The sequence below is a fragment of the Streptococcus gallolyticus subsp. gallolyticus DSM 16831 genome (genome assembly GCF_002000985.1).
Classification (GTDB): Bacteria; Bacillota; Bacilli; order Lactobacillales; family Streptococcaceae; genus Streptococcus; species Streptococcus gallolyticus.
This window is the reverse complement of record NZ_CP018822.1, coordinates 359,132-375,744: the sequence shown is the minus strand read 5'-3', so window position 1 is coordinate 375,744 and position 16,613 is coordinate 359,132. Positions and strand designations below refer to the sequence as shown.

Here is a 16,613-nt window from a genome sequence, read left to right as displayed (position 1 = left end):
TTCATTGTATAAATATTCTATTTTTAGGATGATTATATTGAAATCAAAATCTATTTCTTGTAAAATGGTAGGGTATAAGAATAGACAGGAGTCTTAAATGAAAAAGTTACTTTTAAGTTGTTTTGCAGCTGTTCTTCTTCTCTTTGGAGGAATGACTAGCATACACGCTGACGAATACCTTCGTGTCGGTATGGAAGCTGCCTACGCTCCCTTTAACTGGACACAAGATGATGATTCTAACGGAGCTGTTCCTATTGAAGGAACTAATCAATATGCTAACGGATATGATGTCCAAATTGCTAAGAAAATTGCAGACAGTTTAGGCAAGGAACTTCTCGTTGTCAAAACAACTTGGACAGGGTTAATTCCTGCACTTACTTCTGGGAAAATCGATATGATTGCTGCCGGAATGAGCCCAACTGATGAACGCAAAAAAGAAATTGCCTTTTCAGATAGTTACTACACAAGTTATCCCGTAATCGTTGTTTCTAAAAAAGGCGATTATGCCAATGCAACATCTCTAGCTGACTTTTCAGGTGCAAAATTAACATCTCAACAAGGTGTTTACCTTTATAACCTCATTGACCAAATTAGCGGTGCAACTAAAGAAACTGCCATGGGTGACTTCAACCAAATGCGTCAAGCCCTTGAATCTGGTATCATTGATGGTTATGTTTCTGAACGTCCAGATGCCATCTCAGCCGAAAACGCTAATAGCGACTTCAAGATGATTTCCTTTGAAGAAGGTCAAGGTTTTTCAACATCAGAATCTGATACAGCTATTGCCGTTGGTCTTCGCAAAGACGACACAGAAATGCTCGCTAAAGTCAACGCTGTTTTAGCTGGTATTTCAGAAGATGAACGTTTGGAACTCATGGATAAAATGATTGAAGAACAACCATCTGATAATTCTGAAGAAGATGAAAACAGCAACTTCTTCACTGACATGTGGACAATTTTCAAAAATAACTGGAATCAATTCTTACGTGGTGCTGGAGTGACACTCTTCATCTCAATTATTGGTACAGTTGTCGGTCTCTTTATCGGACTTCTCATCGGTGTTTATCGTACCGCTCCAAAAGCTGCCAATAAAGTATTAGCTGGACTTCAAAAAGCTTTCGGTTGGGTACTCAATGTCTATATTGAAGTCTTTCGTGGTACGCCAATGATTGTACAAGCGATGGTTATTTACTATGGTACTGCTCAAGCTTTTGGAATCTCAATTGACCGTACCTTAGCCGCTGTCCTTATCGTTTCAATCAATACTGGTGCTTACATGAGTGAAATCGTCCGCGGTGGTATCTTCGCCGTTGATAAAGGTCAATTCGAAGCCGCAACAGCACTCGGATTTACCCACGGACAAACCATGCGCAAAATCGTTCTTCCACAAGTTGTCCGCAATATTTTGCCAGCAACAGGTAACGAATTTGTCATCAATATCAAAGATACTTCTGTATTGAACGTTATTTCCGTTGTCGAACTTTACTTCTCAGGTAACACCGTTGCGACACAAACTTATCAATATTTCCAAACATTTACTATTATCGCGATTATTTACTTTGTCCTCACCTTTACTGTGACACGTATCCTACGATTTATTGAACGTCGTTTCGATGCGGACACTTACACAACTGGTGCTAACCAAAACCAAACGAAAGAGGTGAAATAATGACACAAGCTATCATTGATATTAAACATTTAAAAAAATCTTACGGACAAAATGAAGTCCTCAAAGATATTTCACTTTCAGTAACTAAAGGTGAAGTTATTTCGATTATCGGTTCATCAGGTTCAGGAAAATCGACATTTCTTCGTTCTATCAACCTTTTAGAAGAACCAACAGCTGGTGAGATCCTCTTTCACGGTCAAAATGTTCTTGAAAAAGATTATAATTTGACAGAATATCGTGAAAAATTAGGCATGGTTTTCCAATCATTTAACCTTTTTGAAAATCTTAATGTTTTAGAAAATGCCATCGTTGCCCAAACAACTGTTCTCAAACGTTCACGTGACGAAGCTGAAAAAATCGCCAAAGAAAATCTTACAAAAGTCGGTATAACAGAGCAATACTGGAAAGCAAAACCAAAACAACTCTCTGGTGGTCAAAAACAACGTGTGGCTATCGCACGCGCCCTCTCTGTCAACCCTGAAGCAATGCTCTTTGACGAACCAACTTCAGCCCTTGACCCAGAAATGGTCGGAGAAGTTTTAAAAACAATGCAAGACCTTGCCAAATCTGGTTTAACAATGATTATCGTTACTCACGAAATGGAATTCGCCAAAGAAGTTTCTGACCGTGTGATTTTCATGGATAAAGGCGTTATCGCCGAAGAGGGAACACCTGAACAAATCTTTGAACATCCACAACAAGAACGTACAAAAGTTTTCTTACAACGTTTCTTAAAATAAAGTTTAAATACAAAGCTGGAGACAACAACGTCCCAGCTTTTTTTAGTTTCTAAATAGCATAAAATTGCTAACATTTTTCCAAAAAATCTTTTTAATGTAATTATAAGTTTCCTAGCTTATACTAACGATAATAAAAATTAACCCGACTATTAATCACTAGAAGGAGGAAAGCAAAATGGCAACTTTAAAAAGAAGTATCATCAATATCGCATTAACTCTTGTATCTTTTGCTTTTTCAAGTTGGTTTTATGAACACTATCTGATGACTTATACCCATTACATTTCCTCTTATGGTGTCTCATTTACCCTTGCCTTAAATACTATTATTACACTGATTTTAACTTATTTCACGTTCATTCTAATGCACTTAGTTTATACTAAGAAGATTACAAGTTTGACAGTCGCTGTCTCTTACTTCATTTATTTTATGATTTTGATTTACGTGATTTTGCTGAAAAATATCGGTATCCAAGGCTATTCTTTTAATCCATTATCGTTTATTTCTGACTTTACAAGTGGTAGCCGCTTTGTTCCTATTATGAACCTTGTGATGTTTATACCGTTGGGCTTTCTTTTCCGACCTTCCAAAGAAAATTTTATCCTAGCTTTCTTTGGTTTACTGACGATTGAAACAGCCCAATACGTTTTCCACCTTGGTATTTTTGATTTAGGAGATGTCACCCTTAACCTCTTGAGCATTGGTATTGGCACTATGCTACATCAAACCGCTTTAAGAAAATGGTTAAGTCAACATATCACACAAAAAATAATCAAATTCTCTTAAAAAATTTAGTATAACACAAATTACTTTACTGGTTAAGTAATTTGTGTTATACTATTTTCTGTTAACGTTAATAAATCTATCACAAGGAGGTTGGTATGGCTGAAAAAGTTGATTTAGCATCTGCTTATCGTAGATTAAAAAGTCCCAATATAAAAACACGAAAACGTGCGTTGAAAATCATTCATGATTATAAACGCTTCAGAAAAGCAAATTAATTCCTTACATTATTAATCCCTAACATTGCCAGATTAAAAGACCTATTGCAAGGCTTCCTTCCGCCTGCAATAGGTCTTTTTTTGGTTATTATTTTGCCTTCAATGATGACAAAATTTGGGTACGAACATCTTCGATTCCCTCTGGGTGATTTGGCAAGAAAAGTGTTTGATTGCCTTTAGCCGCAAAAGTATTTAGCGTATCAAGGTATTGGTTGGTCAAAAGGATAGACATGATTTGTTCTTCTGTCATTCCAACATTAGCATCTTTCAATTCTTGGATTGATTCAGCAAGACCATCCACGATAGCTTTACGTTGTTGTGCAATACCAACACCATGCAAACGATCTTTTTCTGCTTCAGCTTCGGCAGCTGTGACAATTTTAATCTTATCAGCATTAGCCAATTCTTGAGCTGCCACACGTTTACGTTGTGCCGCATTGATTTCATTCATTGACTGTTTAACTTCAGCATCTGGTTCAACTTTAGTAATCAATGTTTTAACGATAAGATAACCATAAGTTGACATTTCTTCAGCCACTTGATGCTGTACTTCAAGCGCAATTTCATCTTTTTTCTCAAATAATTCATCCAAAGTCAATTTTGGTACTGATGAACGTAGGGCATCTTCGATGTATGACTTAATTTGAGCTTCTGGACGCATGAGTTTGTAATAAGCGTCGGTAACATTCTGTTCATTAACACGGTATTGTGTAGCAACATTCAAAGTCACAAAAACATTATCCTTGGTTTTCGTTTCCACAACGATCTCAGATTGCAAAAGACGCAACTGAATACGCGCAGCAATTTTATCAATCCCAAACGGCAGACGCACATGCATACCACTACCAGATGTTGTTTGGTATTTCCCAAAACGTTCGATAATAACAACAGTTTGTTGACGTACCACATACAGCGTGCTAGCAACAACACTCAAAACAACGATAAGAAAAATAGCTAAAACAATTAAAATCATGATAAATCTCCTTTAAAATTATTTCTTTTTACTACTAAAAATCGCACATCCGATAGTAATAAAAGAACAAAAAATAATAAACCACACTGTATTCATATGATCCCCTCTTGTACCCATTAATTAATACAATTATATTTCATTTCTCTAAAAAGTCAAGCAAAAAGACATAAAAAAACCTAGTCAGGGTGTAAACCATAACTAGGCTTCGTCGTTATCAAACGAGCAAATTATAAAGACTTTCGTTCCCATGTAAATTGATGTAAGAAGGATCAAATGCTGACAAACGATCAATCAAAGCATTGTAATCATTTTTATCACCTAAAGTAATACCAATCAGAACTGGTCCTCTTCCTTTATTGGCACGTTTGATGTACTCAAAACGCGTAATATCATCATTTGGTCCAAGAATATTATTTACAAATTCACGTAACGCACCTGGACGTTGTGGGAAATTGACCACAAAGTAGTGTTTGACACCGTCGTAAATAAGCGCACGCTCTTCCATTTCCTGCATACGATTAATGTCATTGTTCCCGCCAGAAATGATGCAAACAATTGTTTTTCCTTTGATGTCATCTTTCATCACTTCAAGTGCTGCAATTGACGCTGCTCCAGCAGGTTCTGCGATAATCCCTTGTTTAGAGTACATATCAATCAATGTTTCAGAAATCAAACCTTCGTCCACACCGACCAAATTATCAACATACTTGCGAGCTGTTTCAAATGTTTTATCTCCGACTTTTTGCACGGCAATACCGTCTGCAAATTTATCGATTTCTTCTAATTTGACAGGATGCCCTTTATCAAAGGCAGCACGCATACTACGAGCACCCGAAGCTTCCACACCAACGACTTCAATTTCAGGTGCCACATCTTTAATGTAAGTGGCTACTCCTGAAATCAAACCTCCTCCACCAACTGGAACATAAATTTGATCAAAAACAACACCTTCTTCTTGGGCTTGCTCATAGATTTCATAAGCGACCGTTCCTTGACCAGCTTGAACATCTTCGTCATCAAACGGATCAATAAAGGTCATCCCTTCCGACTTAGTGAATTCTTGTGCAGCTTGTGCGGAAGCATCAAAAGTATCACCAACAAGCTTAATAGTGACGTAAGGTCCACCAAAAAATTTAACTTGTCCAATTTTCTGTTGCGGCGTCGTAACAGGCATAAAAATTGTTGCAGGAATTTTCATCTCGTGACAAGTAAAAGCAACACCTTGTGCATGGTTTCCAGCAGAAGCACAAACCACACCACGTTTTTTCTCCTCATCAGACAACTCATGGATAGCATAATATGCCCCACGAATTTTAAACGAACGCACTTTTTGCATATTTTCACGTTTTAAATAAACTGTTGCACCATATTTTTCTGACAAATAGCGGTCAAAATCAAGCGGTGTACGCTCAACAACACCCTTTAAAACGTCATAGGCATTGACAACATCCTTAGCTAAAATCATAAACCAACCTTCTTATATTCAAAAATTTCGATTTTTCTATGCACGCATAGAAAACTTAAAACCATTTAAACAACCAATAGATAAAAAACCGATGACAAACATCGGCATTTTATCAGTAGGTTTCTTCAAAAATTAGTTATAAATTTTGAATGCGTCGTCATCGTTTTGTCCAACAAATGGCATCGCTTTACGAAGTTCGCTACCCACTTTTTCGATTTCAAGGTCTGCAGCTTCTTTACGGTAAGCTTCAAGTTTTGGACGACCTGCTTTATAGTCATTAACAAAGTCTTCTGCAAATTTACCAGATTGGATATCAGCAAGAACGGCTTTCATATTTTCTTTAACATCTTTAGTGATAACACGTGGTCCTGATACATAGTCACCAAATTCAGCTGTATTTGAAATTGATTGACGCATTTTCTTGAAACCACCTTCGTAAATAAGATCAACGATAAGTTTCATTTCATGAAGAACTTCAAAGTATGCCAATTCAGGAGCATAACCAGCTTCTGTAAGAACTTCAAAACCAGCTTCGATAAGGGCAGTTAAACCACCACAAAGAACTGCTTGTTCACCGAAAAGATCTTCTTCAGTTTCTTCTTTAAATGTTGTTTCAAGAAGTCCAACACGCGCAGCACCAACACCTTTAGCCCAGTCCATAGCAATATCTTTAGCATTACCAGTAGCATCTTGGTAAACAGCGTAAAGTGCTGGTACACCAAATCCTTCAGTGTAAGTACGGCGTACAAGGTGACCAGGTCCTTTAGGAGCACACATAAAGACATCTACAGTTTCTGGAGCTTTAATGTATTCAAAGCGGATATTGAAACCATGGGCAAATCCAAGAGCATTACCAGCTTCAAGGTTAGGAGCAATTTCTTTGGCATAAAGGTCCGCTTGAATTTCATCTGGTGCCAAAATCATGATAACATCTGCAAGTTTAGTTGCTTCTGCTACTTCATAAGTATCAAAACCATCTTCTTTTGCTTTATCAAATGATTTACCATGGCGAACACCAATGATAACATCATGACCTGAATCACGCAAGTTTTGTGCATGGGCATGACCTTGTGAGCCATAACCAATAATAGCAATTTTTTTACCATCAAGAGCTGCTACTTTTACATCTTTTTCGTATTCCATTGTTACTGCCATAATAAATATCTCTTTTCTATTTTTTATTTTAAATGCCCAAGGCATCAGAGTTAACTAAATTAATGTTTATCAAGAAAAATCTCTTGAGAATCCTGTCGCACCTGTGCGAGCAAGATTTTGAATACCATACGGTTTTACTACACGAAGAAGTGCTTCAATTTTATCCGCATCACCTGTTACCTGAATCGTAATTGATTTTGGAGCAACATCAACAACACTGGCACGGAATGGCTGAATAACAGCCAGAATTTCAGCACGTTTGCTTGTTGGCGCCGTTAACTTAACCAAAATGACTTCACGTTCTAAGTGAGGAATATCCGTAATATCACGGACACGCAGAACATCAATTAAACGATTTAACTGTTTAATAATCTGTTCAACTTCTTCCAAACTCTCAACATCAATGATAATTGTAATTCGGGAAATGTTTGGTTCCATAGTATGCCCGACTGAAATAGACTCAATATTAACCTGACGTCGTGAAAGAACACCTGTAAAACGGTTAAGAACACCTGTTGAATTTTGAAGCTTAGCTGTCAACATTCTACGCATTAAACTTCACCCCCAACATCTCACTATTTGATTTACCAGTTGGAACCATCGGATAAACGTGTTCACGATTAGAAATCGCAACCTCAACTAACATTGGCTTATTCTCAGTAATAACTTTCAAATCTTCTTCCAAAGTGTTAGGATTTGTAAACTTATAATGAGCAATGCCGTAAGCTTCTGCCATTAATTGGAAATTTGGTTCATCATCAAATGTTGATTCGCTACGGTGTTCATCATAGAATGATTCTTGCCACTGACGAACCATACCAAGTGAATGATTATTAATCAAGACTACCTTAATTGGAACACCGTAACCATTTAGCAATGCCAACTCTTGGTTAGTCATTTGGAAACCACCATCACCAACAAAGACGATAACTTCTTTATCAGGATTGGCTAGTTTAGCACCAATAGCAGCAGGAATTCCAAATCCCATTGTTCCCAGTCCACCAGATGTAATGAGTTGACGTGCATTTTTATATGGGTAGAATTGTGCTGCCCACATTTGATGTTGACCAACGTCGGTAACAACGATAGCATCCCCATTTGTTATCTTACCAATTGCTGCAATAGCATGCTGTGGTTTGATAATCGTTTCATCGAAATCATAGCTAAATGGTGCTTTTGCTTTATTAGCAAGAACTGATTCTGTCCAATCATCGTGACGTGTCTTAACTTCATCTGCTTCAAGGAGAATTTCCAAAGCACGTTTGGCATCACCTACGATAGGAATCTGTGTTTTTACAACTTTCCCAATTTCTGCAGGGTCAATATCAACGTGAGCTACAACTGCTTTTTTCGCAAATGTCTTTGGATTTCCTGTTAAGCGGTCCGCAAAACGGCAACCAAAATTAATCATAAAATCACACTGCGTTAACGCCATATTAGACGCGTATGAACCATGCATTCCTCCCATACCCAAAGATAAGGGATGATCAATTGGCATAGCTCCCAAGCTTAATAACGTAGAAACAACTGGAATATTATAACGTTCGGCAAAGGCAATTAATTCTTGCGAAGCCCCTGCATAGTTAACGCCACCACCAGCGATAATCAACGGTCTTTTAGCCTTTTTCAATTGAGTTAAAATTTTCTTCACTTGAAGCACATTAGGTTCAACCGTTGGCTGATAGCTAGGAAGATTAACCGTTGGGTCATGATAAAAGCTTGTTTTCGTCTCTGAAACGTCTTTTGGCAAATCAATAACAACTGGACCTGTACGCCCTGTTGTTGCGATATGAACGGCTTCTGTTACAATGCGAGGCACATCCGCAACATCGCGAATTTGATAATTGTATTTTGTAATTGGCATTGTGATACCGATAATATCAGCTTCCTGAAAAGCATCTTTCCCAATACCTGACATTCCAACCTGTCCAGTAAAGACAAGCATTGGAACACTGTCACTCATCCCGTCAGCAATACCAGTGATGGCGTTAGTTGCACCTGGACCACTGGTTACAATGGCAACCCCAAGTTTTCCTGTTGATTTAGCATATCCTTCTGCTTCGTGGAGGGCTCCTTGCTCATGACGTGCCAAAATATGGCGAATACCATCAAAATTATATATAGCGTCATAAAGCGGTAAAACAGCTCCACCAGGATAGCCAAAAATTGTATCTATTCCCAGACTAGCTAAGGTCTCCAATAGCAATTCTGATCCGTTTTTGGATTCTTTTAATCTAATCTGTTTCACAAAGTCCTCCTTTGCATGTAAATTCCGAATTATCTAAAAATTCCAACAGCTTGTTACTATAATAACATTTAAAAAAAATAAAGCAAGTGAAAGTGAGCAAATATTTGTCCACTTTCACAAATTATTTTTAACTTTATTCTTTATCCTGACTTTCACGTTCAGCTTTACGTTCTTCAAATTCTTCTTGGGTCATCATTGAACCACCAAAATTCGCAGATGAGGCGAAAGCCGTGTAACGACGTAACCAACCGCTTGAAATTTTTGATTTGAATGGTTTTAAGTGTTTACGACGTTCTGCTAGTGTTGCATCATCAACAAGCAAATCCAGTGTACGATTAGTCAAATCAATATAGATTTCATCACCGTCTTCGATAAGGGCGATATTACCACCTTCTGCCGCTTCTGGTGAAACGTGACCAATCGCAATACCACGTGTTGCCCCAGAGAAACGACCGTCTGTAATCAATGCTACATCTTTACCAAGTCCACGTCCGACGATTTTAGAGGTTGGCGCAAGCATTTCTGGCATACCTGGACCACCTTGAGGTCCTTCGTAACGAATAACGACAACGTGACCTTTTTTAACCGTTCCATTATCAATTAATTCAAGGGCTTCATCCTGTGAATCACAACAGATAGCCTTACCACGGAAGGTTTTAACAGATGGATCAACCCCACCGACCTTGATAACAGCGCCATCTTGGGCAATGTTTCCGTAAAGAATTGACAAACCACCTACTGGTGAAATTGGACTTTCAAGTGGGTGAATGATTTCCTCATTTTTGATTTCTGCGCCAGCTACATTTTCTTTCAATGTTTTACCTGTAACTGTAATGCGGTCACCCTTAATTGTTCCTTTTTTAATCAATTGATTGATAATCGCTGAAATACCGCCAGCTTCTTGAACATCGTGCATGGTATAAACGCTTGATGGTGCAATTTTAGACAGGTATGGCGTTTTCTTAGCAATTTCATTAATATCTTTTAGATTGTACTCAATACCTGCTTCACGCGCAATCGCAAGGGTATGAAGAACCGTATTGGTTGAACCACCCATAGCCATATCAAGGGCAAAAGCATCATCAATAGCTTCTTTTGTGATAATATCACGTGGACGCAAATTATTTTTGACATTGTCCATCAAATGTTTTGCTGCTTGGCGTACCAATTCACGACGCTGGTCAGAAACAGCAAGAACCGTACCATTTCCAGGAAGAGCAAGACCAAGCACTTCCATAAGAGAGTTCATCGAATTAGCTGTGAACATTCCCGCACAAGAACCACAAGTTGGGCAAGCATTTTGTTCTAGATAATCTAATTCTGTTTTTGACATATCGCCAGCTTGATATGTTCCGACCGCTTCAAAAAGGCTTGATAAAGTCGCTTGATGTCCAGTCATATCAACGCCACCTTTCATTGGTCCACCTGAACAGAAAACTGCAGGAACATTTGTACGAAGGGCAGCTAGAATCATCCCTGGCGTAATTTTATCACAGTTTGGAATGTAGAAAACACCGTCAAACCAATGCGCATTAATAACTGTCTCAGCAGCATCCGCAATAATTTCACGTGATGGAAGGCTATAACGCATCCCAATATGCCCCATAGCAATCCCGTCGTCAACACCAATTGTATTAAATTCAAAAGGAATACCACCCATTTCACGAATAGCTTCCTTGGCGACATCTGCCAACTCACGCAAATGAACATGTCCAGGAACAATATCAATGTAAGAATTACAAATTGCGATAAATGGTTTTTGCATGTCTTTAGCAGATTTTACTTGCCCGGTTGCATAAAGAAGACCACGGGCTGGTGCTTTATCCACACCTACCTTAATCATGTCACTTCTCATCTGTTTTCTCCTATCAATTAAATCTTACACTCCATGTTAACACTTTATAAAATAAAGTCAAGATAATTTTCAGAAAATTTTGTTAGTTGAAAATTTTTTCTCTTTTCAAAATATAAGCACCGTTTTCTATTATATAATAGGATAAATTGATTCTATTATAGATAAAACTATTTTCCTATAAAAACAACACATTTCTTACATAGGTATTGCTCTTTGAGGGCAGAAAAAAAGAGCCTGAATTGTTCAGACTCTCTTTATTATGTTTTTATTCAACACTCATCAAGTATGGATAAACTGGTTGTTTACCATCATGAATTTCAACTTCAACATCTTCGTAAGTTGATTCAAGATATTCAGAAATTTCTTCTGCTAATTCTTGATTTCCTTCTTCACCAACGTAAATAGTGATGATTTCACTATCTTCGTCAATCATTTTAGCAAATGTTTCTTTCAATGTAGTTGTCATATCTGGATTTGAAACCACGATTTTACCATCAACCATACCAAGGTTGTCATCTTTGTGGATTTCAAGACCATCAATAGAAGTATCGCGAACAGCAAGTGTCACGCTACCGCTAACAACGTCAGAAAGGCTAGCTGTCATTGCTTCAACGTTTTCTTCCAATGATTGTGCGGGGTTGAAAGCTAACAAGCTTGTAAATCCTTGAGGTACAGTACGTGTTTCAACAACTGCTGCTGGCACTTCAGACACTTCTGCTGCTGATTGTGCAGCCATGAAGATATTTTTGTTATTTGGCAAGATAATAACATTTTTAGCGTTAACAGCATCAATCGCTTTAACAATATCTTCTGTTGATGGGTTCATTGTTTGACCGCCAGAAATAACGTAGTCAACGCCTTGTGATTTAAAGATATCAGCTAAACCGTCACCAGCACATACTGCAACAATAGCAAAGTCTTTTTCTTCTTGGCTAATAGCTACTGCTTGGTCTTTTTCAAGAACAGCGTCGTGTTGGTTACGCATGTTATCAACTTTAACTTTTTTAAGCGCACCATATTTAAGTCCTTCTTGAAGAACAAGGCCTGGGTCTTCAGTATGGACGTGAACTTTAGCAATTTCATCGTCGTTAACAAGGATAAGTGAGTCACCTAAACCACTCAAATAACCTTGGAACTCTTCATAGTTAAACTCTTTAACATAAGTAGGACCTTGTTTAAGTGCAACCATGATTTCAGTACAATAACCGTATTTAATATCTTCAGTTGCAACGTGTTCAGCTACTGATTTGTGGTGTTCAGCATTAATCATTTCAGTCATTACCGCTGGAGTTGCTTTGAAATCTTCAGAAGCGATGTATTCACCAGTCAAAGCAGCTAAAAATCCTTCATAAATAAAAACTAAACCTTGACCACCTGAATCGACAACACCAACTTCTTTCAAAACAGGAAGCATTTCTGGTGTTTTAGCCAAAGCACGTTTAGCACCATCAAGTGCAGCACGCATTACTTCAACAGCATCGTCAGTTTCTTCAGCTTTCTTAAGAGCGGCAGTTGCTGCTCCACGAGAAACAGTTAAAATAGTACCTTCAACAGGTTTCATAACAGCTTTATAAGCTACTTCTACACCTGATTGGAAAGCATGAGCTAAATCTTGACCAGTTAACTCTTCTTTATCTTTGATTGCTTGACCAAAACCACGGAATAATTGAGATGTGATAACACCTGAATTACCACGTGCTCCCATCAAAAGACCTTTTGATAGAATTTGTCCAACTTCTCCAACAGTACTTGCAGGTTTATCTGCAACCTCTTTGGCACCATTTTCAATTGTCATTCCCATGTTTGTTCCTGTATCACCGTCTGGGACAGGGAAAACATTAAGGGAGTTTACATATTCTGCTTGATTTCCAAGACGTGTGCTAGCAGCTTGAACCATTTCTTGGAATAAACTGGTTGTAATATTTGACACTAATCTTCTCCTACAACTTTAATATTTTGTACGTAAACATTCACCGTATCTGCTGAAAGGCCAAGTTGGTTTTCGAGGTTGAACTTGACACGTTCCTGAATGTTTTTTGATACCTCAGAAATTTTTACACCATATGACATTACAGTGTAAACATCGACTGAAATACCACTTTCTGTTGATTTGACAACAACACCTTTTGCGTAGTTTTCTTTACGCAGAAGCGCTTGAAAATTATCCTTAAGAGCACTTTTACTTGCCATACCAACAACACCAAAAATTTCTGTTGCGGAACCTCCAACAACAGTTGCAATAACGTCGTCAGATAACTCAATTTGGCCATCTTTTGTATTAATTTTCACAGTCATATTTACTACCTCAAAAGTTTTTATCAGTTTATTTTACCATATATTAGCCGTCTTGTAAAAAATAATAAAAGATTACCGGCTACAAAACAAAGAAAAAAGCCTTTCGGCTTTTCATTTTATACGCGTTCTACTTTACCAGATTTAAGCGCACGAGCTGATGCCCAAACTTTTTTAGGTTTTCCATTAACAAGAATAGTAACTTTTTGAAGATTTGGTTTAACTACACGTTTTGTTTTGTTCATTGCGTGTGAACGGTTGTTTCCTGATACAGTCTTACGACCTGTGAAATAACAAACCTTAGCCATATTTATCTGCGTCCTCCTACTTAGATTATAGGTGCTTTACACCACATACCATAAAATAATATCATATTCACCATGTTTTCGCAAGCTTTTTAGCAAATAATCAGCAAAAATAATTGCGAAAGCACTAACAATTTCCCAGCTTCAAACTGATTTCCGCCAGAAATTCTAAAACATTTTGTAAACAAAAAATCCTGATGATTATCAGGATCTAAAATTATCTGCCGATTGCAGGAATCGAACCTACGACCTACGCGTTACGAGTGCGTTGCTCTACCGACTGAGCTAAATCGGCTAACAGGTTCATTATAGCACTCACTAAATAATTGTCAACAAAAGAGCTAAGTTTACTCAAAAAACTTCCCAAAAGGGAAGTTTTTTAACGAAACGAAGTCTGATTAAGCTTTGTTAGTTTTTATACTACCATATGGTTTTTCATTAAATCTTATCAGTTTCCCCGAACCATTCAATAAATTTCCCTACTCATCAAACCTAAAATTATATTCGATATTTCTCTTTGATATATTTAGCAATATTATCTGAATCTGGATATATGAATTTTCTATTTATTCCAATACTGTCTAATTCATTTAATATTTGATTTTTGCTTTTTATGATTATTTCATAATCAAAATCAATTTGTTGAATTACCTCTTTTACAACATTTAAACCCGAGTCGCCATCTGATGGATTTAAAATAGAATATTTGTCAGTACTCATTTGATAAATAAACAAAGCTTGCTGATTTTTTAATCTATCAAAGGTTATTGAAGGTTTATAAATAATTTTCGGAAAAGGTGGAAACTTCTCATCTCTTATTTCATAGGCCATTATAAAAAGTAATATTAGAGGTGTATTATCCCCCAATTCAGACATTAAATCATAGCGCGGATCTTTTTCATTTTTATCAGGATATATTTTAACTTCCTTAGTAAATTTTAAGCTTTTAAATTCAGAGTAAAATTTTTCCAGCTCGTCTATTTCTGTTTTTTCACTATATTTATCCAATAACTCCATTAATTCATATATATTGTCCTTATTTTTCAATATATTCGATTGATGATGAATTATTGTTTCTAAAACTCCTTTACGATGAGCTTTTAAAATATACTTACATAATTTTAATTTCGAATTTAAATGTGAATAATTATCATTAATATCTTCAAGTATTAAAAGGCTAAAAAAATCTCCATACATCAAATTATAGAATTGCGTATTTTGGAATTTAATATAACTGCCACCACTTTGCTGAAAGGATAGACTTGCTATATTAAACTCTTCTTTTATCGAAATTATATCAACTTCTTTATCAAATAGTTTAGAAGTAAGAGGATCTGAAATATGTGTGTCATTCTTAATAACATACACAATTCCATCAGAATCCCTATTAGATTCACATGCAAAATACAATGCTACTAAAGGGTTTTCAGTAACATCTATTAGTTCAGTAGGTAAACCATGATGCTGACAATAAGCTATAAAGTTTTCTCTACTATCGGAATCTAAAGAATAACCAACTTCTCTAAAATATTCTTTTTTCGTTTTTTTTAATAACTCTGGAAATTTATTTTTTCTATAACCACTAGCCAGTAATGGTGTTTTATATTTTTCGCTTTCTCCTCTAAAGAAAAAACTTTCACTGCTTGAGGATATCTTTTTTAGTATTGTCATAAAGTCAATCAGACTTGAAATCTCATATTTTTCCATATTTTTATTATATCACAAAAAAAGTGGTCTACAATATAACAATGCCTTATAGTAAATGATATTCTTTACTCTATTTTTAGCTACTGAGTAGCTAAAAAAAACTTCCCGTTTGGGAAGTTTTTTTAACGAAACGAAGTTTGATTAAGCTTTGTTAGCTGAACCAAATACGTCGATACGTTCTTCAACAGCTTCTGTAATAGCTTCGAAACCTGGTTTCAAGAATTTACGTGGGTCGAAGAGTTTTTTCTTATCGTATTCTTCTTCGTTTGCTTCGTATTCAGCAACAAATTTACGAGTAGCTTTAGCGAATGCAAGTTGACATTCAGTGTTAACGTTAACTTTAGCTACACCAAGTTTGATAGCTGCTTGAATTTGATCGTCAGGGATACCTGATCCACCGTGCAATACGATTGGGAATCCAGGAACAGCAGCAGTTAATTTTTCAAGGTGATCAAGGTGAAGACCTTTCCAGTTTGCTGGGTATGGACCGTGGATGTTACCGATACCTGCTGCAAGGAAGTCGATTCCTGTAGCAACCATAGCTTTAGCATCTTCGATTGGAGCAAGTTCGCCGTCACCGATGATACCGTCTTCTTCACCACCGATAGTACCAACTTCAGCTTCAACTGAGATACCTTTAGCGTGTGCTTTAGCAACAACTTCTTTAGCTTTTTCAAGGTTTTCTTCAAGTGGAAGGTGTGAACCGTCGAACATAACTGAAGTGTAACCAACTTCGATACATTCTAATGCATCTTCAAAATGACCGTGGTCAAGGTGAATAGCAACTGGTACAGTGATACCCATTGATTCTACAAGGTTTTCAATAAGTGCTTTACAAAGTTTGTAACCACCCATGTATTTTGCAGCACCCATTGAAGTTTGGATAAGGATTGGAGCTTTTTTAGCTTCTGCTGCACGTAAAATTGCTTGAGTCCATTCAAGGTTGTTTGTGTTAAATCCACCAACTGCATATCCGTTGTCACGGGCTGCTTTGACAAATTTTTCCGCTGAAACGATTGCCATTATATAGGCCTCCTATTTATTTTTTGGGATAATCCCTTTTACACGTACATTTTATCACAAATCTCATCAGATTGCTAGCGTTACTTGAAATTTGACTGATTTTCTATGAAAAAACGCCCACAAATGACAAAATTTACTGAAAATGAAAGCCTTATTTCATACTATTATTTTCCATTGAAAAC

15 protein-coding genes and 1 tRNA gene are annotated in these 16,613 nt (G+C 36.9%); 4 read left to right on the top strand and 12 right to left on the bottom strand.

Annotated features, from left to right (window positions below; translation table 11 throughout):
- Nucleotides 1-97 precede the first annotated feature (97 nt).
- From BTR42_RS02125 to BTR42_RS12490, 4 genes are all read left to right on the top strand, one after another.
- Complete coding sequence (locus tag BTR42_RS02125) at nucleotides 98-1,669, top strand: ABC transporter permease subunit (RefSeq protein ID WP_009853395.1); 1,572 nt, start codon at nucleotides 98-100, stop codon at nucleotides 1,667-1,669.
- Nucleotides 1,669-2,409, top strand: coding sequence for an amino acid ABC transporter ATP-binding protein (locus BTR42_RS02120; protein WP_077496193.1), 741 nt, complete (start codon nucleotides 1,669-1,671; stop codon nucleotides 2,407-2,409). Before BTR42_RS02125 ends, BTR42_RS02120 begins: the two co-directional genes overlap by 1 nt.
- A gap of 175 nt (nucleotides 2,410-2,584) precedes the next feature.
- A complete protein-coding gene (locus tag BTR42_RS02115; protein ID WP_061459101.1) occupies nucleotides 2,585-3,193 on the top strand; it encodes a VanZ family protein in 609 nt (202 codons plus the stop codon).
- Between the two features lie 95 nt (nucleotides 3,194-3,288).
- On the top strand, nucleotides 3,289-3,408 hold the full coding sequence (locus BTR42_RS12490) for a putative metal homeostasis protein (RefSeq protein WP_009853392.1): 120 nt from the start codon (nucleotides 3,289-3,291) through the stop codon (nucleotides 3,406-3,408).
- Nucleotides 3,409-3,496: 88 nt separating this feature from the next.
- On the opposite strand, the gene BTR42_RS02110 is transcribed toward BTR42_RS12490, so the two are convergent.
- The 12 genes from BTR42_RS02110 to BTR42_RS02055 all read right to left on the bottom strand — a co-directional run bounded on the left by BTR42_RS02110 (nucleotide 3,497) and on the right by BTR42_RS02055 (nucleotide 16,431).
- Nucleotides 3,497-4,381 (bottom strand): SPFH domain-containing protein, encoded by an 885-nt coding sequence (locus BTR42_RS02110; protein WP_061459100.1) that lies wholly within the window; start codon nucleotides 4,379-4,381, stop codon nucleotides 3,497-3,499.
- Nucleotides 4,382-4,595: 214 nt separating this feature from the next.
- Complete coding sequence (gene ilvA / locus BTR42_RS02105; protein ID WP_077496192.1) at nucleotides 4,596-5,846, bottom strand: threonine ammonia-lyase IlvA; 1,251 nt, start codon at nucleotides 5,844-5,846, stop codon at nucleotides 4,596-4,598.
- A 132-nt stretch (nucleotides 5,847-5,978) separates the two neighbouring features.
- A complete protein-coding gene (gene ilvC / locus BTR42_RS02100) occupies nucleotides 5,979-7,001 on the bottom strand; it encodes a ketol-acid reductoisomerase (RefSeq protein WP_012961418.1) in 1,023 nt (340 codons plus the stop codon).
- Between the two features lie 69 nt (nucleotides 7,002-7,070).
- Nucleotides 7,071-7,553: an acetolactate synthase small subunit gene (gene ilvN, locus BTR42_RS02095; protein ID WP_009853388.1), complete on the bottom strand. Its 483-nt coding sequence runs from the start codon at nucleotides 7,551-7,553 to the stop codon at nucleotides 7,071-7,073.
- Complete coding sequence (locus BTR42_RS02090; RefSeq protein ID WP_009853387.1) at nucleotides 7,546-9,249, bottom strand: acetolactate synthase large subunit; 1,704 nt, start codon at nucleotides 9,247-9,249, stop codon at nucleotides 7,546-7,548. Before BTR42_RS02090 ends, ilvN begins: the two co-directional genes overlap by 8 nt.
- A 133-nt stretch (nucleotides 9,250-9,382) precedes the next feature.
- Nucleotides 9,383-11,104: a dihydroxy-acid dehydratase gene (gene ilvD, locus BTR42_RS02085; protein WP_077496190.1), complete on the bottom strand. Its 1,722-nt coding sequence runs from the start codon at nucleotides 11,102-11,104 to the stop codon at nucleotides 9,383-9,385.
- Between the two features lie 265 nt (nucleotides 11,105-11,369).
- Nucleotides 11,370-13,034 carry a DAK2 domain-containing protein gene (locus BTR42_RS02080; RefSeq protein WP_009853385.1) on the bottom strand — a complete coding sequence of 555 codons (1,665 nt, stop codon included), beginning with the start codon at nucleotides 13,032-13,034 and terminating at the stop codon, nucleotides 11,370-11,372.
- A complete protein-coding gene (locus BTR42_RS02075; protein ID WP_009853384.1) occupies nucleotides 13,034-13,399 on the bottom strand; it encodes an Asp23/Gls24 family envelope stress response protein in 366 nt (121 codons plus the stop codon). Before BTR42_RS02075 ends, BTR42_RS02080 begins: the two co-directional genes overlap by 1 nt.
- A gap of 116 nt (nucleotides 13,400-13,515) precedes the next feature.
- Nucleotides 13,516-13,704 carry a 50S ribosomal protein L28 gene (gene rpmB / locus BTR42_RS02070; RefSeq protein ID WP_077496188.1) on the bottom strand — a complete coding sequence of 63 codons (189 nt, stop codon included), beginning with the start codon at nucleotides 13,702-13,704 and terminating at the stop codon, nucleotides 13,516-13,518.
- A gap of 219 nt (nucleotides 13,705-13,923) precedes the next feature.
- Nucleotides 13,924-13,996: transfer RNA gene (locus BTR42_RS02065), tRNA-Thr, on the bottom strand.
- 203 nt (nucleotides 13,997-14,199) lie between these two features.
- Entirely contained in the window at nucleotides 14,200-15,408 is a 1,209-nt protein-coding gene (locus tag BTR42_RS02060) for an FRG domain-containing protein (protein WP_077496186.1), read from the bottom strand.
- 141 nt (nucleotides 15,409-15,549) lie between these two features.
- Nucleotides 15,550-16,431: a class II fructose-bisphosphate aldolase gene (locus BTR42_RS02055; RefSeq protein WP_009853383.1), complete on the bottom strand. Its 882-nt coding sequence runs from the start codon at nucleotides 16,429-16,431 to the stop codon at nucleotides 15,550-15,552.
- Nucleotides 16,432-16,613 lie beyond the last annotated feature (182 nt).

Bases quoted from the DNA above. Each gene is read 5' to 3' on its own strand.
- BTR42_RS02120 (WP_077496193.1), top strand. From the start codon at position 1,669: ATGACACAAGCTATCATTGATATTAAACATTTAAAAAAATCTTACGGA.
- ilvC (WP_012961418.1), bottom strand. From the start codon at position 7,001: ATGGCAGTAACAATGGAATACGAAAAAGATGTAAAAGTAGCAGCTCTT.
- BTR42_RS12490 (WP_009853392.1), top strand. From the start codon at position 3,289: ATGGCTGAAAAAGTTGATTTAGCATCTGCTTATCGTAGATTAAAAAGT.
- BTR42_RS02115 (WP_061459101.1), top strand. From the start codon at position 2,585: ATGGCAACTTTAAAAAGAAGTATCATCAATATCGCATTAACTCTTGTA.
- BTR42_RS02110 (WP_061459100.1), bottom strand. From the start codon at position 4,381: ATGATTTTAATTGTTTTAGCTATTTTTCTTATCGTTGTTTTGAGTGTT.
- BTR42_RS02125 (WP_009853395.1), top strand. From the start codon at position 98: ATGAAAAAGTTACTTTTAAGTTGTTTTGCAGCTGTTCTTCTTCTCTTT.
- ilvA (WP_077496192.1), bottom strand. From the start codon at position 5,846: ATGATTTTAGCTAAGGATGTTGTCAATGCCTATGACGTTTTAAAGGGT.
- BTR42_RS02060 (WP_077496186.1), bottom strand. From the start codon at position 15,408: ATGGAAAAATATGAGATTTCAAGTCTGATTGACTTTATGACAATACTA.
- ilvD (WP_077496190.1), bottom strand. From the start codon at position 11,104: ATGAGAAGTGACATGATTAAGGTAGGTGTGGATAAAGCACCAGCCCGT.
- BTR42_RS02075 (WP_009853384.1), bottom strand. From the start codon at position 13,399: ATGACTGTGAAAATTAATACAAAAGATGGCCAAATTGAGTTATCTGAC.
- rpmB (WP_077496188.1), bottom strand. From the start codon at position 13,704: ATGGCTAAGGTTTGTTATTTCACAGGTCGTAAGACTGTATCAGGAAAC.
- ilvN (WP_009853388.1), bottom strand. From the start codon at position 7,553: ATGCGTAGAATGTTGACAGCTAAGCTTCAAAATTCAACAGGTGTTCTT.
- BTR42_RS02055 (WP_009853383.1), bottom strand. From the start codon at position 16,431: ATGGCAATCGTTTCAGCGGAAAAATTTGTCAAAGCAGCCCGTGACAAC.